The 23,663-nt window shown below is 64.9% G+C and carries 16 protein-coding genes and 1 tRNA gene; 8 read left to right on the top strand and 9 right to left on the bottom strand.

The window, feature by feature from the left end; all coding sequences use genetic code 11:
* The first annotated feature begins 10 nt into the window (after nucleotides 1-10).
* Both KYN89_RS12375 and KYN89_RS12370 read left to right on the top strand, forming a co-directional pair.
* The gene (locus KYN89_RS12375; protein ID WP_054526907.1) at nucleotides 11-256 is read left to right on the top strand and encodes an acyl carrier protein; all 246 of its coding nucleotides are present in this window, start codon (nucleotides 11-13) and stop codon (nucleotides 254-256) included.
* A gap of 43 nt (nucleotides 257-299) precedes the next feature.
* Nucleotides 300-2,243, top strand: a complete 1,944-nt coding sequence (locus tag KYN89_RS12370) for an HAD-IIIC family phosphatase (protein WP_222825339.1) — start codon at nucleotides 300-302, stop codon at nucleotides 2,241-2,243.
* A 4-nt stretch (nucleotides 2,244-2,247) separates the two neighbouring features.
* Here the strand turns inward: KYN89_RS12370 and KYN89_RS12365 are convergent, their stop codons facing one another.
* The 4 genes from KYN89_RS12365 to KYN89_RS12350 are packed head-to-tail and all read right to left on the bottom strand — an operon-like array spanning nucleotide 2,248 to nucleotide 8,406.
* Nucleotides 2,248-3,231, bottom strand: a complete 984-nt coding sequence (locus tag KYN89_RS12365; RefSeq protein ID WP_222825338.1) for a DUF2891 domain-containing protein — start codon at nucleotides 3,229-3,231, stop codon at nucleotides 2,248-2,250.
* Nucleotides 3,222-4,184, bottom strand: a complete 963-nt coding sequence (locus KYN89_RS12360; protein ID WP_222825337.1) for a DUF979 domain-containing protein — start codon at nucleotides 4,182-4,184, stop codon at nucleotides 3,222-3,224. The genes KYN89_RS12365 and KYN89_RS12360 overlap by 10 nt, the downstream gene beginning before the upstream one ends.
* Nucleotides 4,181-4,852, bottom strand: coding sequence for a DUF969 domain-containing protein (locus KYN89_RS12355; RefSeq protein ID WP_222825336.1), 672 nt, complete (start codon nucleotides 4,850-4,852; stop codon nucleotides 4,181-4,183). The genes KYN89_RS12360 and KYN89_RS12355 overlap by 4 nt, the downstream gene beginning before the upstream one ends.
* Nucleotides 4,849-8,406, bottom strand: a complete 3,558-nt coding sequence (locus KYN89_RS12350) for a hydantoinase B/oxoprolinase family protein (protein WP_222825335.1) — start codon at nucleotides 8,404-8,406, stop codon at nucleotides 4,849-4,851. Before KYN89_RS12350 ends, KYN89_RS12355 begins: the two co-directional genes overlap by 4 nt.
* A gap of 329 nt (nucleotides 8,407-8,735) precedes the next feature.
* Between KYN89_RS12350 and KYN89_RS12345 the strand changes: the two genes are divergently transcribed.
* Nucleotides 8,736-13,337, top strand: a complete 4,602-nt coding sequence (locus KYN89_RS12345) for an FG-GAP-like repeat-containing protein (RefSeq protein WP_222825334.1) — start codon at nucleotides 8,736-8,738, stop codon at nucleotides 13,335-13,337.
* A 101-nt stretch (nucleotides 13,338-13,438) separates the two neighbouring features.
* Here KYN89_RS12345 and KYN89_RS12340 read toward each other — a convergent pair whose 3' ends face one another.
* Together KYN89_RS12340 and cls are read right to left on the bottom strand one after the other, a co-directional pair.
* A complete protein-coding gene (locus KYN89_RS12340; protein WP_222825333.1) occupies nucleotides 13,439-14,152 on the bottom strand; it encodes an endonuclease/exonuclease/phosphatase family protein in 714 nt (237 codons plus the stop codon).
* 4 nt (nucleotides 14,153-14,156) lie between these two features.
* Entirely contained in the window at nucleotides 14,157-15,611 is a 1,455-nt protein-coding gene (gene cls / locus KYN89_RS12335; RefSeq protein ID WP_222825332.1) for a cardiolipin synthase, read from the bottom strand.
* Between the two features lie 249 nt (nucleotides 15,612-15,860).
* On the opposite strand from cls, the gene KYN89_RS15495 reads away from it, so the two are divergent.
* Complete coding sequence (locus KYN89_RS15495) at nucleotides 15,861-18,137, top strand: EAL domain-containing protein (RefSeq protein WP_222825331.1); 2,277 nt, start codon at nucleotides 15,861-15,863, stop codon at nucleotides 18,135-18,137.
* Between the two features lie 432 nt (nucleotides 18,138-18,569).
* Here KYN89_RS15495 and KYN89_RS12325 read toward each other — a convergent pair.
* Together KYN89_RS12325 and KYN89_RS12320 are read right to left on the bottom strand one after the other, a co-directional pair.
* A tRNA-Leu gene (locus KYN89_RS12325) sits at nucleotides 18,570-18,656 on the bottom strand.
* Nucleotides 18,657-18,814: 158 nt separating this feature from the next.
* Nucleotides 18,815-19,531 (bottom strand): zinc-ribbon domain-containing protein, encoded by a 717-nt coding sequence (locus KYN89_RS12320; RefSeq protein WP_222825330.1) that lies wholly within the window; start codon nucleotides 19,529-19,531, stop codon nucleotides 18,815-18,817.
* A gap of 154 nt (nucleotides 19,532-19,685) precedes the next feature.
* On the opposite strand from KYN89_RS12320, the gene ftsE reads away from it, so the two are divergent.
* From ftsE to KYN89_RS12300, 4 genes are read left to right on the top strand one after another with little or no spacing between them, the layout of a single operon-like run.
* Nucleotides 19,686-20,420 carry a cell division ATP-binding protein FtsE gene (gene ftsE, locus KYN89_RS12315; RefSeq protein WP_222825329.1) on the top strand — a complete coding sequence of 245 codons (735 nt, stop codon included), beginning with the start codon at nucleotides 19,686-19,688 and terminating at the stop codon, nucleotides 20,418-20,420.
* On the top strand, nucleotides 20,417-21,346 hold the full coding sequence (locus KYN89_RS12310) for a cell division protein FtsX (protein ID WP_222825328.1): 930 nt from the start codon (nucleotides 20,417-20,419) through the stop codon (nucleotides 21,344-21,346). Before ftsE ends, KYN89_RS12310 begins: the two co-directional genes overlap by 4 nt.
* On the top strand, nucleotides 21,343-21,873 hold the full coding sequence (locus KYN89_RS12305; protein WP_222825327.1) for a YdcF family protein: 531 nt from the start codon (nucleotides 21,343-21,345) through the stop codon (nucleotides 21,871-21,873). The genes KYN89_RS12310 and KYN89_RS12305 overlap by 4 nt, the downstream gene beginning before the upstream one ends.
* Before the next feature lies 1 nt (nucleotide 21,874).
* Nucleotides 21,875-22,546 carry a lysophospholipid acyltransferase family protein gene (locus KYN89_RS12300; RefSeq protein ID WP_222825326.1) on the top strand — a complete coding sequence of 224 codons (672 nt, stop codon included), beginning with the start codon at nucleotides 21,875-21,877 and terminating at the stop codon, nucleotides 22,544-22,546.
* Here KYN89_RS12300 and hisC read toward each other — a convergent pair.
* A complete protein-coding gene (gene hisC, locus KYN89_RS12295; RefSeq protein ID WP_222825325.1) occupies nucleotides 22,536-23,633 on the bottom strand; it encodes a histidinol-phosphate transaminase in 1,098 nt (365 codons plus the stop codon). The two genes, KYN89_RS12300 and hisC, sit on opposite strands and share 11 nt — an antisense overlap.
* Between the last annotated feature and the right edge of the window lie 30 nt (nucleotides 23,634-23,663).

Raw genomic sequence — 23,663 nt, 5'->3', positions numbered from 1 at the left:
AAGGGTGCAGATGACCAGGGAAGACGTTTACGCAAAGCTCGAACCGATCTTTCGGGAGCTGTTCGATCAGTACGACGGGCCGATCACCGACGAGCTGACGGCCAATGATGTCGAACAGTGGGACAGCCTCGGCCATGTGCAGCTGGTCGTCGCGCTGGAGCAGGAATGCGGCGTGCGCTGCGCCCCGCAGGAGGTCACCGGACTGCCCGATCTGGGCGCGCTGGTCGATCTCTTCGCCGCCAAGACCCAGGCCTGAGCCGCGCCGGGGCGGGCGGTGACGTGATGGCGGCCTGCTGAGAATGGCGATGCTCGAATGGAAGCCTCCGCTGTCGCCGGAATGGGGCGAGTGGAAGTCCACCGCCGATGCGCTGCTGACCGAGGCGGAAAACGGCGCTGAGCTTGGTCCCGACGCGCAGCGGCAACTGGCGGAGTGCCTTCACCGCATGGCCAGCGAAAAGCTGGGGCCCATGCAGCAATTGCAGCTGGAACGGCTGGCGCGCCGTGCGGTCCAGGCCGTGCCGCAGCTGGAGCCGTTTCGGTTTCTGAGGGTCGGCATCGTCTCCGATCGCACGCTCGATTTTCTGGCCCCCGCGCTTCAGGCAGCCGGGCTCGCGCGGTTGCTGCTGATCGAGCCGGTGCTGGCACCGCCGGGCAGCGCGGCATCGCTGGCGTTCGGCGCAGGTGACCCGTTCGGCGGACCGGTGGACATCGTGCTCTACTGGCACGACGCCACGATGACCCACGCCCGCACCGCGCTGCTCGACACGCAGGCGCAAGAGGCGGCGATTCATGCGAGCACGGCGGCGCTACGACAGACCATCGAAGCCCTGCAAGCAAAAGGCCGCGCGGATGTGCTGGTATCGACCACACCGCTGCCGCCTGCACAGCGCGTCTCGTCGATCGATGCAATCACGCCCGGCTCCATGGCGGCGCATGTCGCACAAACCAACGCGGCGGTGTTGGAGGGCGCGGCGCACGGTGACTGGACAGTGATCGACATCGCCGCGCTCGCCGCCGATGTGGGGCACGCGAGCTGGTTCGATCCGATGCGCCTGTTCGATCTCAAAGTGCCCTTCGCGATGGAGCTCAATCCCGTGGTCGCGGACCATGTCGCGCGCCACCTGGCGGGGGCGTTCGGAAAGGCACGGCGCGCGCTGGTGCTCGATCTCGACAACACGCTGTGGGGCGGGGTGATCGGCGATGACGGGCTGGAGGGGATCGAAGTCGGGCAGGGCAGTGCGGCGGGCGAGGCCTTCCTCGCGCTGCAGCAGCTCGCGCTCACCCACAGGGATCGCGGTGTCGCGCTGTGCGTGTGCTCCAAGAACAACGACTGGACCGCACGCCAGCCTTTCGCACAGCATCCCGACATGCTGTTGCGGCTGGACGACTTCGCCGTGTTTCACGCCTCCTGGGACGACAAGGCAAGCGGCGTCAGGGCCATCGCGCAGGCGCTGCGGCTGGGGCCGGAATCGCTCGTCTTCATGGACGACAATCCGGCGGAGCGCGCGCGGGTGCGGCAGGAGCTGCCCTTCGTCTTCGTGCCCGAACTGCCCGAGCAGCCTTTCCGCTACGCGACGATTCTCGCCGCGTCGGGCGCATTCGAGCACGGGCTGCTGAGCGGCGACGATCTCGCCCGCGCGCAGTCCTACGGGAGCGATGCGAAGCGGGTCGAGATGCAGGCGGCCATCGGCAATTACGAGGATTACCTGCGCGCGCTTCGGATGGAGATTTCCATCACACCGTTCGACGATATAGGCCTGCCGCGCATCGCGCAGCTGGTGGCCAAGTCGAACCAGTTCAACCTGACCACGCGGCGCCACGGGAAGGACGAGCTCGCCCGAATGCAGGCATCAGGCGATGTGCTGTGCTGGCAGGTGCGCCTCAGCGATCGGTTTGCCGATCACGGCATGATCGCGGTCGTCATCGTGGCCAGGCGCGGGGAGGACTGGGTGATCGACACCTGGCTGCAATCCTGCCGGATCCTGCAGCGCGGGGTGGAGCAGGAGATCGCGAACCGTTTGGTCGAGGCGGCGCGTCGCGAGGGCGCGCGCCGCGTGCTTGGCGAGTACATCCCGACCAGCAAGAACGCGCTGGTTGCCGATCTCTTCCCCCGACTGGGCTTTGCCGCAATCGAAGCACCGGCAGACGGCGACAAGGCAAGCCAGTGGTTCGCGTGCGAGGTGGATGGCTTTACCGAGCATGCGACCTTCTTCGGGTCGCCGGATGCAGGCCGCCCGGCCTGACCCGCTAGGGCTTCTCCAGCAGGGCGAGCAGAGCGAAGCTCGCCAGCCAGTGCTCTCCCATATAGTCGCCGGTCACATGGGGCAGCGCGGCCTCGAGATGCGCGTTGGCGCAGCCATCCAGCAGGTCGCGATCCTCCGCATGGCTGAGCGCGGGGAGCATCGCGCGCAGGGCCCAGGCGCGGCTGAGATTGAGCCCTTCGAGATGGGCGATCTTGCCATCGCTCCGGTCGGAGACGCTCGCGGGCTGAAGCCGTTCAAGCCAGCCATTGTCGAGCACCAGCCCGGCGAACCAGCGAGCAAAATCGACCCGGGACAGGACGTTGCGCATCAGAAGCGCGGCGCTGAGTACGGGGGAGAGAAACTCGTCGCCGCCCGGCTCCCATCCGGCATAGTTGCTGCGCTCGGCGAATACCCGATCTGCCCAGGTATCGATCGTTTCGACCAGTTCCGGGTCGCGGGTTTCGGCCCACTCGCGCGCCAGCGTCAGTGCGAAGGCGGTGTTGTAATGCGTGCCGACGAAGACGGGGTAGGTGAGGACGGCAAGATAGTCCTTGAACGCCTGCGCGAAATGGCGCGCCAGCGGCTCCAGCCGTGCGGCCCATTCTTCGTCATGGCGTGCCGCTTCGTGGTGCAGATAGAGCAGCCAGCCCCAGCCATAGGGCCTCTCGAACCCGCGCGAGGAAGGCCGCTGTGCGTAGGCCAGTTCCACCGCCAGCTTGTCGGTGGTGAAGGTCTCTCGGGCAAGCGTTTCGATCGCGCGCGCTTCGTCGCTCTCAGGAAACAGGCGCCGCAGGGTCAGCAAGGTCCACCAGCCATGGACGCAGCTGTGCCAGTCGAAACTGCCGAAGAAGCACGGGTGCAGTTCGCGCGGGGGGGCTACGTCGGCATCGCCGTCCATCACGTGATCGAGCTTGTGCGGGTATTCGCGCGCCACGTGCCCCAGCGCGGCCTGCGCGAAGCGAGCCGCCGTTTCCTGCGTCAGGTCCATAGCAGGAAGCCTCCGATATAGATGATTGCGATGTTGCAGACCCACAGCGGGATCGCGGTCCACACCTGCTGTTTGATGACGCCGTTCTGATCGTCAAGCTCCAGCAGCGCGGCGGGCACGATGTTGAAGTTGGCCGCCATCGGGGTCAGCAGCGTGCCACAGAAGCCCGCCAGCATGCCGACTGCGCCGATCACCGCCGGGTTGCCGCCATAGGCCTGCACCAGCAGCGGAATGCCAATTGCGGCGGCCATTACCGGGAAGGCGGCGAAGGCATTGCCCATGATCATGGTGAAGATCGCCATCCCCAGCGCGTAGACGATCACGGTCAGGATGACGCTGCCTTCGGGAATGACCTGCCCTGCAAGGCTTCCGATGATGTCACCCACGCCGGCCAGCGCGAACACCGCACCCAGCGCGGCGAGCATCTGCGGAAGGATCGCCGCCCAGCCGATCGAGTCGAGCAGGCGGCGCCCTTCCTGTGCCGGGGCGAGGGCAGGGGGCCTCAGCCACGCCATCGCCACCACCAGCGCGACCAGCACCCCGATCGCGAACAGCAGCAGCGTCTCGCGCCGCGGCTCGAACAGGCCGGTCCCGCTGAGTGGGGTGTAGTTATATGCGAGCGTCCCGACGACCGCGACGAAGGGCACGATCAAAGCGGGGATGAACAGCCTGTTGCCCTTCAGTTCGGACAGCTCGAGCCTCTCCTCCAGCGTCGTGGTCGGCGGATCGCTACGGCCCAGCCTGCCCACGCCCGCGATGGCGACCAGCGCCAGCACCAGCACGCCGTTCGCAAAGTCGCCGATATGGCTGCCGAACAGGAAACTCCCCGCAAGCAGACCCCAGAAAGCGGCATTGCCCCAGCGCTTGCCATTGCTGCGATCGAGCGCGCTCAGCAGTGCCCAGATGGCGAAGAAGATGCCGGAAAGGATGTAGAGCCATTCGTAGGTGATCATGGCTTCAGCCTCCCCAGTCGCCGGTCCATCGCCATCAGGCGACTGGAATGGATCAGGAAGGCGCAGATCGCGGTCGGGATCGCCCAGACCGAAAGCTGCAGCGGCGTCATCGGATAGCCCGCCGCCTCGAACACCCCCTGGATCAGCAGGATGGAGGCGATGGCGAAGAAGATGTCCTCGCCAAAGAACAGCCCGACATTGTCGGTCGCCGCCGACATCGCGAGCACTTTCTGGCGCTCATCCTCGGGCAGGTCGCCGTGTGTCTTGGCCGCTGCCGCCTCGGCCATGGGGGCGACCAGTGGCCGCACCGCCTGCGGGTGTCCGCCGATGTCCTTCATGCCGAGCGCCGCGGTCAGCTGGCGAAACGCGAGGTATATCACCAGCAGCTTGCCCATGGTCGCCCCGCGCACGCTTTCGATCAGGCCGCGCGCGCGTTGCTGCAACCCATACCGCTCGAGAAGGCCGATCACCGGCAGGATGATCCAGGTGACCGAGATGTAGCGGTTGTCGTTGAACGCCTGGCCCAGCGCCTCGATCACCGAAACCGGATCGAGCCCGGCCAGCAGCCCGGTCGCGATCGCCGCGCCGACCACCACCAGCAGCGGATTGAATTTGAGGGCAAACCCGATGACGACCAGCGCGATGCCGATCAGGGGCCAGTAGTTCATCCGTTTGTCTCTCCAAAGCCGCCCCCGCCGGGCGTGAGGATCACGAAGGTATCGCCCGGCTGCATGTCCGCGCTGTCGGTCCCGGACAAGTCCTCGCGCGATCCGTCGCCGCGTTCGACCCAGTTTTCCCCCGGCAGCGCATCGCCGCCGCCCGCGATCCCGCGCGGCGGCACCGTGCGCCGGTTGGCGAGGATGTTGGCGCGCATCGGTTCCAGGAAGGTCACCCGCCGCTCGACCCCGTCACCGCCGGTATGCGCGCCGCTGCCGCCCGATCCGCGTCGGATCGCGAAGGTGTCCAGCCGCACGGGCAGGCGCGTTTCGAGGATTTCGGGGTCGGTCAGGCGGCTGTTGGTCATGTGCGTCTGCACCGCGCTGGTCCCGTCGTGGTCGGGCCCCGCGCCCGATCCGCCCGCGATCGTCTCGTAATACTGGTGGTTCTCGTTGCCGAAGGTGAAGTTGTTCATCGTGCCCTGGCTGGGCGCGAGGCGTCCGGTCGCGGCGAACAGGCAATCGGTCACCACCTGGCTGGTCTCGACATTGCCCGCGACCACCGCAGCGCCGGGCTTCGGGTTTAGCATCGATCCTTCGGGCACGATCAGCTCGACCGGGCGCAGGCAGCCATCGTTCATCGGGATCGGATCGTCGATCAGCGTGCGCAGCACATAGAGCGCGGCGGCGCGGGTGATCGATCGCGGCGCGTTGAAGTTGTTGTCCTGCTGGTCGCTGGTGCCGGTGAAGTCGAACACGGCGGAGCGGGTCGCATCGTCGATCCGGATCGCGACCTGGATCTGCGCGCCGTTGTCCATCGGATAGGTGAACGCGCCATCCTCCAGCCGGCCGAGCAGCGCGCGCACGCTCTCCTCCGCATTGGCGAGGACGTGGTCCATATAGGCGGAGACCATCTGGGCCCCTCGCTCGTCCGCCGCCTGATGCAGCAGCTCCGCGCCGCGGGTGCAGGCGGCCAGCTGGGCGCGCAGGTCCGAAAGGTTGCGGTCGGGCCGCCGTGCCGGGTATTTTGCATCGGCCAGCGCCGCGCGCACCGCGTCCTCGCGGAAGGTGCCCTCGTCGACCAGCAGGAGGTTGTCGATCATGACCCCCTCCTGCTCGATCGTCCTGCTTTCAGGCGGCATCGAGCCGGGTGCGATCCCGCCGATATCCGCGTGGTGCCCGCGCGCGGCGACGAAGGCGTCGGGCGTGTCGCCGTCATCGGAATAGAACACCGGCGCGATCACGGTGATGTCGGGCAGGTGGGTGCCGCCGCGGAACGGATCATTGACCACATAGGCATCGCCGCGCCGGATGCCGCGACCATCGCGCGCATCACCGCGCACCTCGATAACGCGGGCGATGCTGTCACCCATGCTGCCCAGATGCACCGGAATATGCGGCGCATTGGCGATCAGCTCTCCGCGCGCGTTGAACAGCGCGCAGGAGAAATCGAGGCGTTCCTTGATGTTGACCGAGGTCGCCGTGTTCTGCAGCACCACGCCCATTTCCTCGGCGATGGCCATGAACAGGTTGTTGAAGATCTCCAGCCGGACCGGATCGACTTCGGTGCCCGCCGCGCGCGTGCGTTCGAGCGGGATAGTGCGGGTCAGCACCAGGCTGCCTTCCTTGGCGAGCTGCGCTTCCCATCCTTCGTCGACCACGGTGGTAGAGCCCGGATCGATCACCAGCGCGGGGCCCGCGATCGCCTGTCCGGTGGAGAGCGCGGCGCGCTCGTAGGTCGGCCACTCGCCCGAGGCTTCCCCATCGACTGCGACGGGTTCGATGCTCGCATCGCCAAGCCCGCCGGAGGTCCCGCTCGCCTCCACGCTCAGCGCCTCGACGATGATCGCGGCGTCCCTGTCCGAATAGCCGTAGCGCTGGCGGTGAAGCACGCGGAAGGCGGCGTCCATCGCGTCCGCATCGGTGCACTCGATGGTCAGCATGGAATCGCTGCCGTCGAACCTGAGCCGCGCGCGCGCGGCAAGTGTGACGTCCTTCGCGGCGATGCCCTGCTCGGTCAGTGCGGCGCGAGCCTCGTCTCGCAAGGCATCGAGTTCTTCGGCAAAGCCATCGTGCAAGGGGCGGACCAGACTGACCTCGCGGATCGCCTTCACCGGCGCGAGGCCGATGCCATAGGCGGAGAGGATTCCGGCGAGCGGATGGACCAGCACGGTCTCGATCCCCAGCTCGTCCGCGACCTTGCACGCATGTTGCCCGCCCGCGCCGCCGAAGCAGGCAAGGGCATATTCGGTGACGTCATGCCCGCGCGCGACCGAGATCTTGCGGATCGCATTGGCCATGTTGTCGACCGCGATCGCGAGGAAGCCGCGTGCGATGTCTTCCAGAGGCTTGGGTTCGGGCAATTGGGCCGCGATCTCTTCCAGCCGTTTGCGCGATGCTTCGGGGTCGAGCGGCTGGTTGCCCTCCGGTCCGAAAACATGCGGGAAGAAGGCCGGGTCGATCCGCCCGAGGACGAGGTTGCAGTCGGTAACGGTCAGCGGGCCGCCCTTGCGGTAGCAGGCCGGGCCCGGGTCCGCGCCGCCGCTTTCGGGCCCGACGCGGAAGCGGGCGCCATCGAAGCTGCACACCGAGCCGCCGCCCGCAGCCACGGTGTGGATCTGCATCATCGGCGCGGCGACCCGCACGCCTGCGACAAGGTTCTCCGCCGCCAGCTCCAGCTCGCCCGCATAATGCGCGACATCGGTGCTGGTCCCGCCCATGTCGAAGCCGATCAGCTTGCGATGGCCGAGCGGTTCGCCCGCCGCGACCATTCCCACAACGCCGCCCGCCGGGCCCGACAGAATCGCGTCCTTGCCGCGAAATGCGCCGACTTCCGCCAGCCCGCCATTGGATTGCATGAAGCCGAGCCGCTCGACCGGCGGCAGGTCCCGCTGAAGCCCGTCGGTGTAGCGCTTGAGCACCGGTGAGAGATAGGCGTCGACCACCGTGGTATCGCCGCGCGGCACGTATTTGATCAGCGGCGCAACCTCGTGGCTGACGCTGACCTGCGTGAAGCCAATTGCGCGCGCGATCTCGCCCAGCCGTGCCTCATGATCGCGGTATTTCCAGCCGTGCATCAGGATGATCGCCAGCGCATCGAACCCTTCGTCGCGCAGGTTCTGCAATGCTGCGCGCGCGGCATCATCGTCGAGCGGGTGCAGGATCTTGCCATCGGCCCCGATCCTCTCGTCGATCTCGACAACCTTGGCAGGCAGCTGCTCTGGCAGGATGATGTGGCGGGCGAAGATTTCGGGCCGCGCCTGCGCGCCGATCCTCAAGCCATCGCCGAAGCCGCGCGTGGTCACCAGCGCGAGGCGTTCGCCCTTGCGCTCCAGCAGCGCGTTGGTTGCCACGGTGGTGCCGATACGCAGCTCCGCGATCGGCCCCTCTCCATGCTCCACCATCAGGCGGCGGACGGCTTCGGTCGCGGCATCGTCGTAATGGCCGGGATTTTCGGACAGCAGCTTGTCGGTCACCAGCCGCCCGTCAGGCGTGGTCGCGACCACATCGGTGAAGGTACCGCCGCGGTCGACCGCGAAGCGCCAGGCACGGGAATGTTCGGTCACGAAGGCTCGCTCATTTTGCCACGGGAGGGAGGCGGACCGTTGTAGGGGTGCGTGCGTGCTTGTCCAACCGGGCAGGCAGGCCGCGATGCCGTTGTCGGGTGAACACCATTTGCGCTGGACTATTGTCAAGAATCTGTAGCGCAGACCCCGATACATCGTTGGCAAGCAGCGAGATCGTCGAGAATCTCCTGCCTATAGATGGTTCTAATTGCGAATTGATCACTGTTGCCCAAAAATAGATCGGCATGTAAAAATTGAATTGGGCGATTCGGCTTAATTGTGGCGATTGATTTCGCTGCAAGCGGAGGCGATTGGGTGAAGGGGGCATTATGCCGACAATTACGTTCAGCGAGCGATCAGTAGGAACGCGTAACCCGATATTTTCTTTCGACGAGAACACCGTTCGAACATCGGGGCAGATCGTTCGCGATGGCGCTCAGCCAGCATCCCCCGCTTTTGCCGCAAACAGTAGCTATTTCGGCCCTGTTTTCCTGTTTTTCGAGCGGGCCGTTACTTCGGTCTCGCTCGCCGCCGGCTATTTCGACAATCTCGGCAGCACACGGATCGAATTTCTGGACGGTTCTGGCCGAGTACTTAGCTCGATCCTCAATTCCGCGTTCGGCGTACAGACCTACAGCTTTACCAGCGAAGCGGGCATCGCCTCGGTCCGTGTGATTGATGAATCCTATGACGCCGCCGGGTTCTCGATTGACACGGTGATTTTCGGAGATCCCGTTGCCTCGCTCTCTCCGCCTGTGGTGAGCCAGACGGCAGGCGCTCTCCTCCTCGATCGCGATTTCGGACAGGTCGGCCCATCTTCGCTGGTCTTCAGTGAGGAGCTCGGCCCGGGCGACAGCTTGGACACGATCGCCTTCACGGCAGCGGCCCCGGGGGCGATTACCCTGACCGTCGCGCTTGATTCCGATCCGCAAAACATCCGCGCAATCACCTTCGCAGTGACCGAGGGACGTAACTTTTTCAGCTTCCGGCCCCCAGAGGCCTATACAAGCGATCAGTCCTACACTGTTCGAATGGATGTCGACATTCAGCAACCGGATGCCGAACGGCTCATGGATGCCTGGGTCAGCGACACGGCAGCGGACATACTGGGCGGTACATTCGATTTTCAGGAAGCGAAGTTCAAACTTCTCCAAATCGCGGCAAGCGTCGATTCTCCCGATAGTGCTGCCCGGCTGCTGGGCAAGGTGGCTGGGGTGTACAGCCTTGTCGGACTGGTATTCGACGCCTCTGTTCGAACTAGCCGGGTTCGCAATGCGGAAGATTTTCGCGAAGAGTTTTTCGTACAGGCTTTCGATGCCGCAACGGAGACTCTCGTCTCTTCCGGGCCTGCCGCCGTAGGCGCGATGACGCGACATCCGATAGGCGTCGCCCTTGGTATCGTCACGGGCTTCGTCGGAGGTGTCGCGTATACCGTTTTCTTCAGTGATGACGTGCAAGATTATGCTAGGACGCTTTACAGGGAGTCCTTCCAGTCTGTCGATGATCTGCCATACATGTATGACGCCGATCATGCCGACAGTAATACCGCGCCGGTGAGCTTCGATGCCGAGTATTACCTCGACACATACGCTGACGCTGCGACCGCGGTCGCCAATGGAGATTACGCGACCGCCTATCTGCATTACATTGGCGTGGGCGCGGCGCTCGGCTATGCGCCGTCAGAGGGTGTGGCTCCAATCCCGGCCTCGGCCCTCGCCAGCGAGACAACCCCAGAGCTCGCCCGGCAGGGCTACAACAGCGCGCTCTTCATTCAAGCAGCCGGCGGTTTTTCGGGCGACACCGCTTCCGCCACTGAGATCGGGATCGCCGCGACACTCAACGATGCGCGAACCGCCGGATCCGAGCTGGGCCTGAGCGGTGCACTGTTCACGCTTGCCAACCGGATCGCTCAGGACGTTGCCGTCAACCGGCTCGTGGAACCTTCGGTCGCGTTCACGCCGACCGATCTGCAAGGCTGGATCGCCACGATGTCCAACGGGCAGGCAATTCCGGACGCATTCGCATCCTATCTCGGAGGAAGTGCCAACCTCCAGTTCTTCGCGGTCTATTCCGACGATGTGCGGCCTGAAGACATTCTTTCACGCTTCCTGGCCGACGCTGAAGCCGCCCCGAGCCTGCTTGGCACGTCGATCCGGAGCATCGGCATCGGTGAACATGCGGGCGTCTACGTCATCGCGGTCAGCACCAGCGTCGCAGGCTCCGGCCCTGCCGAAGACGCGGCACCTCGCGAGCTTGTTCTGGCGGGTGATGAAGGCGCCGATACCTTCTATGCGGGTGGCGGAGTCGCCAATCTGACCGGTCGCGATGGCGCCGACATGCTGGTTGGCAGTGCGTACGCGGACCGCCTCGACGGCGGCGCGGGAGACGACGTCATCCGGACCAACGGCGGGGCGGATATCGTGTTCGGGGGCAGCGGAAACGACCGCTTCATCATCGATTCCGGAAGCGCGCCGGTAGATCGGCCCGACATCGTCAAGCTGGCGACGCAGGTGAATGGAACCCGCGAAAACGCGATCGCGCTCGAAGGGGGGTTCGACCTTGTCTCCGACTGGAGAATTGCCGACTCCGCGACAATCCCGCACGCGACCGTCAACGCCGTCTCCAGCAGCGGGCGGGAGTTCTACGCGGTGACCGTGGCCCAAGGGGCGACGATTATCATCGATATTGATCGGACGACCGACTTCGACAGCGCGCTCAGGATAGTCGATTCCGCTGGGCAGACAATTTCGGCCAACGCGACTGCCAGCGTGATCGATCCGGGCAGCGACTTTACCTACGATGCCTATCTCACGCACACGTTCGAAGCAGGCGGCACCTATTACATCGAAGTCACCAACGAGCGCGGGGAGATGCCGGCAGGCTCTTCCTACACCATGAATGTTTCTCTCACAGGGGCGACCATCCCGTCGCTCAGCGCTGCTGCGACAGTCTATGGGGGGACGGGCGACGATGTTTATGAGGTGGATGGCGCTGGCGATTTGCTGGTCGAATATGCCGGGGGAGGCACCGACACGGTCCTTAGCCGTGTTTCCTACACACTCGGCGCGAATATCGAAAACCTCACGCTCGTCAGTGGATCGGGTGCAGTCGAGGCTGCCGGAAACGACCTGGATAATCTTCTTCGCGGGAACGCGGCAGACAATGTGATCCGCGGAGGCGCGGGCGACGATATTCTGGTGGGAAGCGGCGGGAACGATGCGATCGACGGGGGCGCTGGCACGGATACCGCAGTGTTCTCTGGCAACCGGTCGGACTATACCATCTTCAATATTGCCAATGGTCAGGTCCAGCAGATCAGCGGGCCCGACGGCGTCGACACGCTGTTCAGCGTTGAACGCCTCGCTTTTGACGATGGCATTTACGCGCTCGGCGCACAGGCTGGCGAGTTGCAGTTCCGGTATGACCAGTTTGGCGCCGGAGATGCCGCAGGCGGCTGGTCGAGCAACGAGCGCTATCCAAGGACCGTCGCGGATGTGAACGGGGATGGGCGCGCCGACCTGATCGGATTTGCGTCTTCGGGTACTTTCGTGGCGCTTGGGCAGGCGAATGGCACCTTTGCGCCGCTCCAGCTGGGCATTGCCGGCTTTGGATCGGCAGATGCCGCAGGCGGCTGGGCGGATGGCGACCGGTTCCCCCGCACGATGGGTGACGTAAACGGCGATGGCCGTGCAGACATCATCGGCTTTGGCAGCGGTGGTACCTACGTGTCTTACGGCCAGGCGAGCGGCACCTTCGCGGCGCCCGTGCTTGCCTTGGCGGGTTTCGGCTCCGCCGACGCAGCGGGCGGATGGCTCGACAACACACGCTTCCCGCGCGAAGTGGCGGACGTGAACGGCGATGGACGCGACGATCTGATCGGTTTTGGCGGCGCAGGCGTCTACGTGTCGCTGGCGCGCGCCGATGGCGGCTTCGGAAACACCTATCTGGCAACGAACAGCTTTGGTTTTAGCCAGTCCGCTGGCGGCTGGAGTAACAACGACCTCTACCAACGCACCCTTGCCGACATCAATGGCGACGGTCGCGCGGATATTGTGGGTTTCGGGAGTGGTGGGGTCTACATCTCGTACGCGCTCGAAAACGGAACCTATACCGACCCCGTCCTCGGTTATAGCGGATTTGGCTCGGCCCCGTCTGCCGGCGGGTGGCTGACACAAGACCGGTTCCCGAGAATGCTTGGCGATCTGAACGGCGACGGAGCCGTCGACATCGTCGGCTTCAGCTCCAACGGCACGTGGGTGGCGCTGGGCGATGGTGAGGGCGGGTTTGCCAACGCAACGCTCGCGACCGATCAGTTCGGCTATGGTGATGCAGCCGGGGGTTGGGCCACCAATGATCGTTTCCCGCGCATTCTGGCCGATATCAATGGCGACGGGACCGATGATATCGTCGGCTTCTCGTCCGGCGGCGTAGTCGTCGCGTACGGCGGCACCAGTGACTGGGTCCGTATCGGCTCGGCGTTGGACTATTCCGGTGAGCCTGGATTCGGGACTGCGCAAACCGCTGCGGACCTGCTGTTCGATGTCGCGTCCAATCGGGCCCTGTCCGCCGAGCTGCGTGACAACGAAGTCCATCTGCCCAGTGACCGGGTGCTGCACCCCGTGGTGTTCGACGAAGGATCGTATGAGCTGTTGATCGGTCCCGACCAGCCCGTCTTCCGCTTCGAAAACAGTTCCAGATGGGGCCGCGCCTCGGTGATGGAGAGCGAGGTCGAACTCGCCGGCCTGCAGGTCTTCGATGTGCCCGATACGCATGTTGTCGAGCCGGGCTTTGGGTATGGCGCCGCAAGTGCCGCGCTCCGCGCATTGCAGGCAGAGGACAACTTGTTGGGCGATGCGTTGCAACAGTCGCCCGTCGTCTCACCCATCGCGCCGGGACTGGAACCGCTGATCGACAATATTGCGCTGTTCTAGCGGATCACTGCTGACGCGAGAGACACGGGGCTGCTTCGCCGGTCGGCGTGTGCAGACCAGATCCGCTGCGCTCCAGCCAAGGCTGCCAGAGCGTCAGCGCATCAATGAGGTATGCGGAACACGCCCCAGACCGGAAGGTGGTCGGACGCGCGCGAGGCGAGCGGGCTGTGGTGCACGCCGAACTCGACGGCCTCCAGCGGTGCTCCGTGAATGATCCGGTCGAGCCGCCCCATCGGGCGCTGGCTGTGGAAGCTGCGCCCGCAATCGAGCACGGTGAAGTGGCGTGCGAATTCCTTCAGGCAGCCGCCGTTGGGTCGCCATTCATTGAGGTCACCCGCCAGCAGCGTGGGCCGCTGCTCCTGCGCCGCGCGCGCCAGTTCGGCGATCGCGCGCGCCTGGCGCAGGCGCCACAGGCCCGACAGGTCCAGGTGCATTCCGAATACCGACAGTTCCAGCCCGGCGGGAAGCCGCAGGGTCGCGGTCACGACCCCGCGCGGTTCCAGATAGGGGATGTGGAGGATGTCATGCTCAAGGATGGCAATATCGCGCCGGACCATGATCGTGTTGCCATGCCAGCCCATTGAATCGTGCTGCACGTCGAAGGGGACCGGCACGTAATCGGTATGCTGCTCGACCAGAAAATCGGGCAGGGTGCGCTCGCGCTGCCCGAACCGACGGTCTGCCTCCTGCAGGATCACGATGTCCGCATCGACCTCGCCCAGCACGTTCAGGATGCGTTGCGGATCGCGCTTGCGATCCGTGCCGACGGCCTTGTGGATGTTGTAACTGGCGATCTTGAAGGTCGGGGCGTGCATGGGTTCAGATCAGTTCGCTCATCATTCGCGCGGCGTTTTCCAGCACCTTGTGCATCAGCGGGCGATGCTTCCATTCGTCGCAGGAGAGGGGAGTGGAGCGTTCGAGATATCCATTTTCCACCTGCTGGAGGTCTTTGGCGAAAGCCTCGTCATAACATAGCAGATCGATCTCGGCATTCAGTTCGAACGAGCGCATGTCCATGTTGCTCGACCCCAGGATCGCCACCTCGTGATCCACCCGGGAATGTTTCGCATGCAGGAATTCCGGGCCGAACAGATGGATTTCCGCCCCGAGCGAGAGGATTTCCTCGTAATAGCTGCGCTGCGCCAGCCCGGCGAGGTACTGATCGCATTTCGCCGCCGTGATCAGCCGCACCCGCACCCCGCGCAGCACCGCGCCGCGGATGGCGGTCAGCAGCGAGTCATTGGGTACGAAATAGGGCGTGACGATCACGATCTCCTCGCTCGCGTTGTGCATTGCCTGCGCGACGATCAGGTCCATCCCGCCCACCGGATTGTCCGGCCCCGTGGCGATGATCTGCGCAGCCAGTCCGGTGCCCCGGTCGAGCGGGGGGAACATCGCGTCCTCCGCCAGCTCTTCGAGCGTTTCGAGATACCAGTCGCACACGAAGATCGCCTGCAGCTGCACGACGAGCGGCCCGGTAACGCGAACCGCGAGTTCCCGATTGGCCTGTCGTCCGTGGTCCTCGGGCGCCCAGATATTCTGCGATCCGGTGTAGCCGACCCGCCCGTCCACCACCACGATCTTGCGGTGGTTGCGCAGGTCCACGCGCGAGCTGGACAGGCGCCGGCGCAGCGGCAGAATGTCGTGCACTTCGATGCCTGCAGCCTCCAGCCGGTGCTTGATCGATGCGACCGAACCGTAGGAGCCCAGCGCGTCGAGCAGCACGCGGCAGGTCACGCCGCGGGTATTTGCCCGCTCCAGCGCTGCCATCAGACGGTCTCCGACCCGGTCGCTCTTGAAGATATAGAACTCGACGTTCACGTGATGCCGCGCGCGGTCGATGTCGGCGATGATCCGGTCGATCGTGCCGTGGTAGTCGCCCAGAAGTTCTATCCGGTTGCCATCCACCGCGGGAAACTGGCCGAGCCCGTGCGCGAGGTTGGCCAGCGAATGGTTGTCTTCGCACAGGTTCGGGGTGATCTGTGCCTGGTCGAAGCCGGTCTTGCGGGCGATCCGCTCAAGAATACCCGGCAGGTCCGCAACCCGCTCCCGACGCTGCTTCGCGTATCGGGGCCGACCGATCAGCCAGTAGATGGGTAATGCCACCCAGGGCAGCGCGAAGAAGATCAGCAGCCAGTTGCGTGCCTCTGCCGGCGGGCGACGAAACGGCACGACCACGAAGGCGATCATGGCGATGATCCAGCCGATGATTGCCAAAAGGTGGTCCCAGACCCAGGCAAAGGTGCCATCGATCACGCTGCCGATGTCGATCATCGGGCGCGCCCGGTATCTGAAAATGGCAGAAAATCGAACATTCGCATGATTGACCCGGTTGGCTCCCCGTCTTGTTAACGGCGGTCGTGCTCCGCCGTTTCCGGGAAGACCCCAGTTCTCCGCCTGCCGGGAGCGCTACGCAACCGTTTTGCGGTGGTCGAGGCCATCGGCGCTCGCCGACGCGCTGTGAACATTTGTTTTACGCATATTTACTAGAACGGGCGCGCAAAACCGGAAGGGTCCAATTTCGTGCATCGCAAGTTCTGGCTGAGCGAGAGGTCGCGCCACCTGTACATCGCGATCGCGATCGCGCTGCTGGCGGGCGCGATTTCGCTTCTCAAGCCGCTGGACATCACCGCGTGGGCCATCCAGTCGAGGCTGAGCGACAGGGACGCGAGCGGCACCATCGCGCTCGTCGAAGTTGGGGCTTACACGGACCAAAATGCGGCGGAAGAAAACCGCCACATCGCATCTCTGATAAGGAAATTGCGCGCGCGAGGAGCGACGCGGATATTCGTCAATATTCCCTTGCGTGAGAGCAACTTGCCTTCGGTGGATGAAGAGCTCTCAAGGGTCCTCTCTGACAATCTCGATTATGTCTATGTGGCGGGCGCAAACCTGCCCGAGCAACAGAACGCAACGCAAGATCTGCGTGCCAACGCCTTGTCGTTCGAGAGACTGAAGGGCTTCGACAACGACGTTTCGCAGGACTTCCTCAGGTTCGTCTGGACTATCAGGGCCGAGGGGGATGGAGGCCGTGAAAGCCTTGCTTTCGCGCTCAGTCGATCCGGTCAAAAGCGTACCGAAGTCTTCATCGATGGCACGATCGATTCCACATCGATTCCCCGGCTCAACCAAGGAAACTTCGATCTCGCGATCGATCGTATCGATGTCCCCGATACCGCATTTGTCATTGGTGTCGGCCAGCTCGGAAACGAATTGCGGGTCGCAAAGCACGGGTATGTGACGAACTCTGTTGCCCATATCCTTGGGGCGGAAACGCTGCTGCGGGGCACCGGACAGCGCGTTGCGTTCTATGTCCTGCCGCTCGCCATCGGATTGGCCCTGTTGCTTGGCGTATGGTTCGCGCGGACCCCCAGGATAAGGCGGCTGGTCTACGCCGCCTGTGTGCTTGCCTTCGTGTCCGTGTTTGTTGGGACAGGCCTTGCCGGGGTGCAGGCGCACTTTGCCGATACGCTGCTCCTGCTGACGGTATATGCAAGCCTGCGCGGATTGGTGCTGTACAAGCAGCGTCACCTCTACATCGATCCGATCACTAGGTTGCCGAACTTCTCGGCGCTGCGCCGCGATTTTTACGCCAGCGAAGGGCAGGGCAATCAGGGCGTCGTGGTCGTCAAGATCCTTCGCCTGGACTCGATCTTCGCCCATGTTTCGGAAGGGGAAAAGCGCGCCTATCTGCGACAGGTTTCGGATCGCCTGTGCATCACGGGCAAGGATACGAAGATCTATTTCGACGGGGGCAAGTACTTCGCCTTCATGCTCGATGGGGCGATCGACTATGAGTCGCACCTCTCGGGTCTGCGCGCAATCGTGTCGCAGCCCATCATCATCGCCAGCAAATCGATCGACGTGGCGGTGACGGTAGGGGCCGATTTCTCGTCGAAAGGCCTACCCGCGCACAGGTTGAGTTCGGCCATCGCCGCCGCCGACCACGCACGCGAAGCATTCCAGCCCGTTTTCATCGTTTCCGATGCCTGCCACGACGACGAATGGGACCATTCGCTGACCGCCCGACTGGCCGAAGCGCTTGCCGAGGACCGCATTTCGATCAAGGTCCAGCCGCAGGTAGACCTCAAGACCGGCAAGTTCGTGGCCGCCGAAGTGCTCGCGCGGTGGCAGGATCAGGCGGGCAACGAGATTTCGCCTGCCCGCTTCATCCCCCAGTTCGAGCGCATGGCCCGGCTCGATGAACTGACAGGCCGGATACTCGACAAGGCGATGGCTGCGCTGCGCTCCTTGCAGGACACCGGCTGCGTCCTTCCCCTCTCCGTCAACGTGTCGGCCGTTCAGTTCGTGGACGACAGGATCGCCGAAATGGTCGAAAAGAGCCTGAGGGATTACGCTGTCGACCCCTCGCTGCTGAAGATCGAGGTCACCGAGACTGCGCGTATCGAGGATTTCGAAACCGCCCGCCAGATTGTCGAGCGCCTGCGCAGCCAGGGCATCACATTTTCGCTCGACGATTTCGGGGTGGGGAGCGCCAATCTGGAGGCGCTGCAACGGCTCCCGTTCGACGAGGTCAAGATCGATCAGCTCTTCATCCAGCAGCTGGCCGGGTCGTGCAAGACGCGCGCGATCGTCGAGGGGGTCCTCCACACGACGTCGAGAGCGGGGATGACATCGGTCGCCGAAGGGATCGAGGATCTTGAGACCCACACCTGGCTGTCGAGCATCGGCTGCGATCGCGGACAGGGCTACTTCATCGCCAAGCCGATGGTGATTTCCCAGTTTCGCAACCTGCTGGAGCTCAACCGGGACGTGATGTCACGTCCCGACTATGGTTAACACTTTACTAACGGTTTTGGTTAACGTACTTAGAAGTCCTCTATCCTTGTAACCGAAGGGGACGACTCATGTGGGATATTTGGGAATGGATTTTCCGCAGCTAAGCGACCGCCTTGGCTGACTAAATCAATGAAAGGCCCCGATTTCCGGGGCCTTTTTTGTTGCTGCACGAGGTTTGCAGAGGGCCTGCGATCGTGTCTGGCAAGGCAGTTTCAGCGTCGTCCGCGCCTTGCTAGCGCCCGCGGCGAATCGGGGGTTAACAGCTGTCCGGGCGTGCAAAGCACGTCTTCCGAGCTGACAGAGTCGCGTATAACGGCGGGAAGGGGTGTTTGGCGTGCGCGGTTGCCACGGTGAGCTTATGCGCGCTCAACCAGCCGCGGTGGGCGACCTGGCTGTGCCGGTACCGTCTTTACGATTTCCCGAAGGAGATTTTGGTGCGGTCGAGAAGACTCGAACTTCCACGGCCTTGCGGCCACAACGACCTCAACGTTGCGCGTCTACCAGTTCCGCCACGACCGCACACAAGCCCGTAAGTTCCGGGCTGCATCCGGGGCCAGCCAGTCCGGCTCTGCCCCGTGAGGAAGCGGCCCACTAGCAGGGGGCGCGGCACCCCGCAAGCGGGTTTGCGGAACAATCTTGCAAGAATCTCCACACGCGTCCGCTATGCGGCTTTTGCGTCAGGACGGGCTCCAGCCGATCTCCGCAAAACGCGCCGATTTGGGCAGGTCGGTGATCGCCTCGTTGATGCTGAGCGTCTCGCCCGGCTGCAGGCGACCCTGCCGGGGGAGGATTTCCCAGTTGTAGACCTTGCGATTGCGCGAATCGTACAGGACGATCAGCACCGGCGGCACCGTCTTGGTTTCGCGCCCGACATTCTTGATCTCGCCCGCGACGCCGAAATATTCGCTGCCATCGGGCAGGGTGCGCCGATCCTGCTTGCTGGCCGGGAATTCGAGCACCAGGTCGGGCTCTTCCATGGCGAAGGTGGGGCGGCTCACCGGCACCCAGTCGGGCAGGCCCGCATAGCTGACCGCCGCGATCGCGCCGACCGAGATGACCGCGAACAGGCTTGCCGCCATGCCCCACATCTTGAGCGGATTGCGGCGCGGGCGGAACGGCGGTTCGGCCGAGAACTGCGAGCGGTCCTCGCTCGTCCGTGCGCGCGGTTCTGAAGCGGCGATCGGGGGAACGTCGTGCCAGGGCTGGCGCGCGGTCGGCTCGTCCTCGACGCTGGTCGCGGTGCCATCGCGCTCGAGCTCTTCGAGGTCGAGTTCGCTGCCCGACTGGAACCAGCTATGGCGGCACCGGGCGCAGCGTACCGTGCGTCCTTCGGGGCCGATCGCGCTGTCGGGTACGGCATAGCGTGTATCGCAGGCAGGGCAGGCGAGTATCATAGTGCCTTTTGCATTACGCCTGGCAAGCGGCGACAGGCAAGCTTCCCGTCGGTGGACGGGCCGGTTTTGCGCCTTTTGTCCACACACAATGCCCCCTATATCCCCCCCTGCTTGGTTAACGATGGGACAGGTCGACAGGTGATGAGGCAGCACGATGTCGGGGGGTGACGGCGAAGTCGCGTTCTTCGACAATGTCGGCCTGCGTTACGGGACCGGCAAGGAAGTTCTGACCGACGTCAGCTTCTCGCTGTGGCCGGGCAGCTTCTATTTCCTGACCGGCGCGAGCGGGGCGGGCAAGACGAGCCTACTCAAGCTGCTGTACCTTGCCCAGCGCCCGTCGCGCGGGATCATCCGCATGTTCGGCAGCGATGTGATCACCCTCCCGCGGTCGCGCCTGCCCGGCTTCAGGCGGCGGCTGGGCGTGGTTTTCCAGGACTTCAGGCTGGTCGACCATCTCTCCGCGTTCGACAATGTCGCGCTGCCGCTGCGCATTGCGGGGGTGGACGAGAGCGAGCTGGTACAGCCGGTGTCCGACATGCTCGAGTGGGTCGGTCTGGCGCATCGGGCCGAGGCGCGGCCCGAGACATTGTCCGGCGGCGAGAAGCAGCGGGTGGCTATCGCGCGTGCGGTGATCGGTCGGCCCGACATGCTGCTGGCCGACGAGCCGACCGGTAACGTCGATCCCGACATGGCATTGAAGCTGATGCGCCTGTTCGAATCGCTCAACCGGCTGGGCACGACGGTGATCGTCGCGACCCATGATGTGCACCTGCTGCAGAACGTGCGCAGTTCGATGATCATGCGGCTGGACAAGGGGCGCTTGGCGGACCCGACCGGCGCGCTGCGCTATCCCCCGCGCAGCCCCGCGGGCGGGAAGACGCCGCGATGAGCCAGCCACCGCTCAGCGATGCGGCGCGCACAGGCCATTCGCCCTTCGCAGGCGAGAAAGCGCGCGCGCTGATCCCGCAGGCGCGGCTGGCCGGGCCCATGCCGTGGGTGCTGGCGATCATGGTTGCGCTCACCGTGCTGGCGGCGGGCGCGGGGCTGTCGCTCGGCAATCTGGCGGGCGATGCGCGTTCGGAATTGTCGGGCGGGGTGACCGTGCAGATCCTCGACGCCGATCCGCGCAGCCGAGCCGAGCAGGCGCAGGCTGCCCAAGCCGTGCTGCAGGGCATGGATATGGTCGCGCAAAGCCGGATCGTGCCGCAGGAAGAGCTCGACCGCCTGATCGAGCCGTGGCTGGGCAGTGCAGGCGATGCCGAGACTGTGCCGGTGCCCGCGCTGATCGACGTGCGGCTGGGCGGCAAGGCGACCCCGCAGGCAATCGAGGCGCTGGCCGACGCGCTCGCCGGGACCGCGCCCGATGCGCGGATCGATGCGCAGTCATCGTGGCTGCAGCCGGTGTTCAGTGCGCTCAGGTCGCTCCAATATCTCGCGCTCGCGCTGGTCCTGCTGCTGGCGGTGACCAGTGCGGCGGCGGTGTTCCTCGCGGCCAGAAGCGCGCTGGGCAACAACCGTGCGACGATCGAGATCGTCCACCTGCTGGGCGGGACCGACGGGCAGATCGCACAGCTGTTCCAGCGGGCGGTGCTGGTCGACTCGATCCTCGGCGGGGCGGCCGGGCTGGTCCTCGGGCTCGCCGCGGTGCTCGCCCTCGGCTACCAGTTCGCGGCGCTCGATAGCGGGATGATCGCGAGCGCGGGGCTTGACTGGGTCGACTGGATCGTGATCGCGCTGATCCCGGTTTTCGGGGTGTTGCTGGCGGTCGCGACTGCCCGCTTCACCGTACTCGCGGCAGTAAGGAAGATGTTGTGATCTGGCGTGTCGGCCTTGCCATCGTGCTCGTCTGGGTGCTCGGCTTCATCTGGTTTGCCGGCTGGCTGCCGGGCCCTGCGCCGATGGAGCGGACCGATGCGGTGATCGTGCCCACCGGCTATGCCGGGCGGATCGAGCGCGGGCTGGAGGTGGTCCAGACCGACAGCGCCGACACCCTGCTGGTCACCGGCGTCGATCCCGAGGTCAAACCGGGCGAGTTCGCCGCGCAGTTCAAGGTGCCCGAGGATGTGATGGAATGCTGCGTCACGCTCGGCTTCGCGGCGACCGATACGCGCGGCAATGCGCAGGAAACGCGCGAATGGGTGGAGGCGCACGGGATCAAGAGTCTGCGCCTCGTCACCAGCGACTGGCACATGCGCCGCGCGGCGACCGAGCTGCGCCGCCAGCTGCCCGGTGATGTAAAGCTGATCAAGGACGCGGTGCGCAGCGAGCCGAGCCTGTGGCTGCTGCTGATCGAGTATCACAAGTGGCTGGTCAGCCGCACGGTCGGGCCGCTGTTCTCCTGATATGAACCTGATCCGCAGCCTCCTGTTCTACCTCGTTTTCTACGCTGGCACGCTGGTGTTGCTGGTGCTGGTGCCGTTCCAGGGGCGGCATGGGATGCGCCGGGTCGCAGGCGCGTGGAGCGGGGTGCATCGCTGGGCGCTGCGCCATGTCCTGCGCATCCGCGTGATCTGCGAGGGCGCGCCGATCGATCGCCCGGCACTCTACGCAATGCGGCACGAGAGCTTTTTCGAAGCGATCGACTCCGCGAAGCTGTTCGATGCGCCGGTGGTGTTCGCGAAGCAGGAGCTGCTCGAAATTCCCGTCTGGGGTGGGGCCGCGACCAAGTACGGCATCATTCCGGTCGCCCGCGCGGACGGGGCCAAGGCACTGCGCGATCTGATGCGCGCCGCGAAAGAGGCCAAGGCGGAAGGCCGCCCGTTCCTGATCTTCCCCGAAGGCACCCGCACCCCGCATGGGGGAGAGGGCGATATCGTTTCCGGCTTTGCAGGGCTCTACAAGCTGCTCGCCCTGCCGGTGGTGCCGGTCGCGGTGAACAGCGGGCCGCTCTATCGCAGCTTCGTGAAGCGCCCCGGGCAGATCACCTATCGCTTCGGTGCAGCCATCGAACCGGGCCTGCCGCGCGAGGAGGTCGAGGCGCGGGTGCGCGAGGCGATCAACGCGCTCAACCGGTGATGGCGCGCTCGATCGCGTCGCCGACCACTGCCATATCCTCGTCGTTGCCGATGGTGATGCGCAAGGCTTCGCCCAGGCCCTGGCCGGGCAGGTGTCGCACCGCGTAGCCTGCATCGGCAATGGCATCGCGCACGCGTTCCGCCGTCGGCTGGTCGGCAAAGCGGACCAGCACGAAATTCGCCTCGCTCGGCACCACGGAAACGCCGCGATTGCCCAGACCCTCCAGCCGCGCGTCGAAATCCGCGCGCACCCGAGCATTTGCCTCGCGCGATCGGCGCACGAAATCCTGGTCGCCCAGCGCAGCGAGAGCCCCGGCCTGCGCGGCGCCGGTCACGTTGAACGGCCCGCGTATCCGGTTGAGCGCATCGACCAGAGGCGGCGCTCCGGTCGCCCAGCCGACCCGTGCCGAGGCGAGGCCGTAGATCTTGGAGAAGGTCCGGGTAACCAGCACATTCTCCGCCTCGCCCGCCAGAGCGAGCCCGGGCGCACCCTCGTCATCCAGATATTCGGCATAGGCCTGGTCGAGCACCAGCAGCACGTCGCCCGGCAGCCCGGCGTGCAGCCGCTGGATTTCCGAATGGGGCAGCCAGGTGCCCGTCGGGTTGTTGGGGTTGGCGATGAACACGATCCGCGTCGCGGGCGTCACCGCAGCCAGGAGCGCGTCGACATCGGCCCCGAAATCCTTCGCCTTCGCCTCCACCGGCACCGCGCCCACACGCCGGGCGGCGATCGGGTACACGGCAAACGAGAATTGCGGCATCAGCACTTCGTCGCCCACCCCGGCAAAGGCCTGCGCGGCGAGGTTGAGCAGCTCGTCCGAGCCGGTCCCGCACACGATCCGCGCGGGGTCGATCCCGTGTAGTTCGCCCAGCGCATTGCGCAGCGCCACGCTGTCCGGATCGGGATAGCGCGCCGCCTCGCGGCTCTGCATCATCGCCGCCAGTGCCGCTTCGCTGCACCCCAGCGGGTTCTCGTTGGCGGAAAGTTTCGTCAGCGCGCGCCCGTCGGCCGCCTTGGCAACGCCCGGCACATAGGGCGCGATGTCGAGGATGTAGGGCTTGGGCGTGGGGACGGACGGGTTTGTCATGGACCCAAGCGCTTACGCAAAATCTGCACT

The sequence above is a fragment of the Alteriqipengyuania abyssalis genome (assembly GCF_019857185.1).
Lineage (GTDB): Bacteria > Pseudomonadota > Alphaproteobacteria > Sphingomonadales > Sphingomonadaceae > Alteriqipengyuania > Alteriqipengyuania abyssalis.
Note: the sequence above shows the minus strand (reverse complement) of the source record. Positions and strands in the feature narration are given on the sequence as shown.

Coding starts and splice junctions, on each gene's coding strand:
- KYN89_RS12375 (WP_054526907.1), top strand. CDS start 11: ATGACCAGGGAAGACGTTTACGCAAAGCTCGAACCGATCTTTCGGGAG.
- KYN89_RS12370 (WP_222825339.1), top strand. CDS start 300: ATGGCGATGCTCGAATGGAAGCCTCCGCTGTCGCCGGAATGGGGCGAG.
- KYN89_RS12365 (WP_222825338.1), bottom strand. CDS start 3,231: ATGGACCTGACGCAGGAAACGGCGGCTCGCTTCGCGCAGGCCGCGCTG.
- KYN89_RS12360 (WP_222825337.1), bottom strand. CDS start 4,184: ATGATCACCTACGAATGGCTCTACATCCTTTCCGGCATCTTCTTCGCC.
- KYN89_RS12355 (WP_222825336.1), bottom strand. CDS start 4,852: ATGAACTACTGGCCCCTGATCGGCATCGCGCTGGTCGTCATCGGGTTT.
- KYN89_RS12345 (WP_222825334.1), top strand. CDS start 8,736: ATGCCGACAATTACGTTCAGCGAGCGATCAGTAGGAACGCGTAACCCG.
- KYN89_RS12340 (WP_222825333.1), bottom strand. CDS start 14,152: ATGCACGCCCCGACCTTCAAGATCGCCAGTTACAACATCCACAAGGCC.
- cls (WP_222825332.1), bottom strand. CDS start 15,611: ATGATCGACATCGGCAGCGTGATCGATGGCACCTTTGCCTGGGTCTGG.
- KYN89_RS12320 (WP_222825330.1), bottom strand. CDS start 19,531: ATGATACTCGCCTGCCCTGCCTGCGATACACGCTATGCCGTACCCGAC.
- ftsE (WP_222825329.1), top strand. CDS start 19,686: ATGTCGGGGGGTGACGGCGAAGTCGCGTTCTTCGACAATGTCGGCCTG.
- KYN89_RS12310 (WP_222825328.1), top strand. CDS start 20,417: ATGAGCCAGCCACCGCTCAGCGATGCGGCGCGCACAGGCCATTCGCCC.
- KYN89_RS12300 (WP_222825326.1), top strand. CDS start 21,875: ATGAACCTGATCCGCAGCCTCCTGTTCTACCTCGTTTTCTACGCTGGC.
- hisC (WP_222825325.1), bottom strand. CDS start 23,633: ATGACAAACCCGTCCGTCCCCACGCCCAAGCCCTACATCCTCGACATC.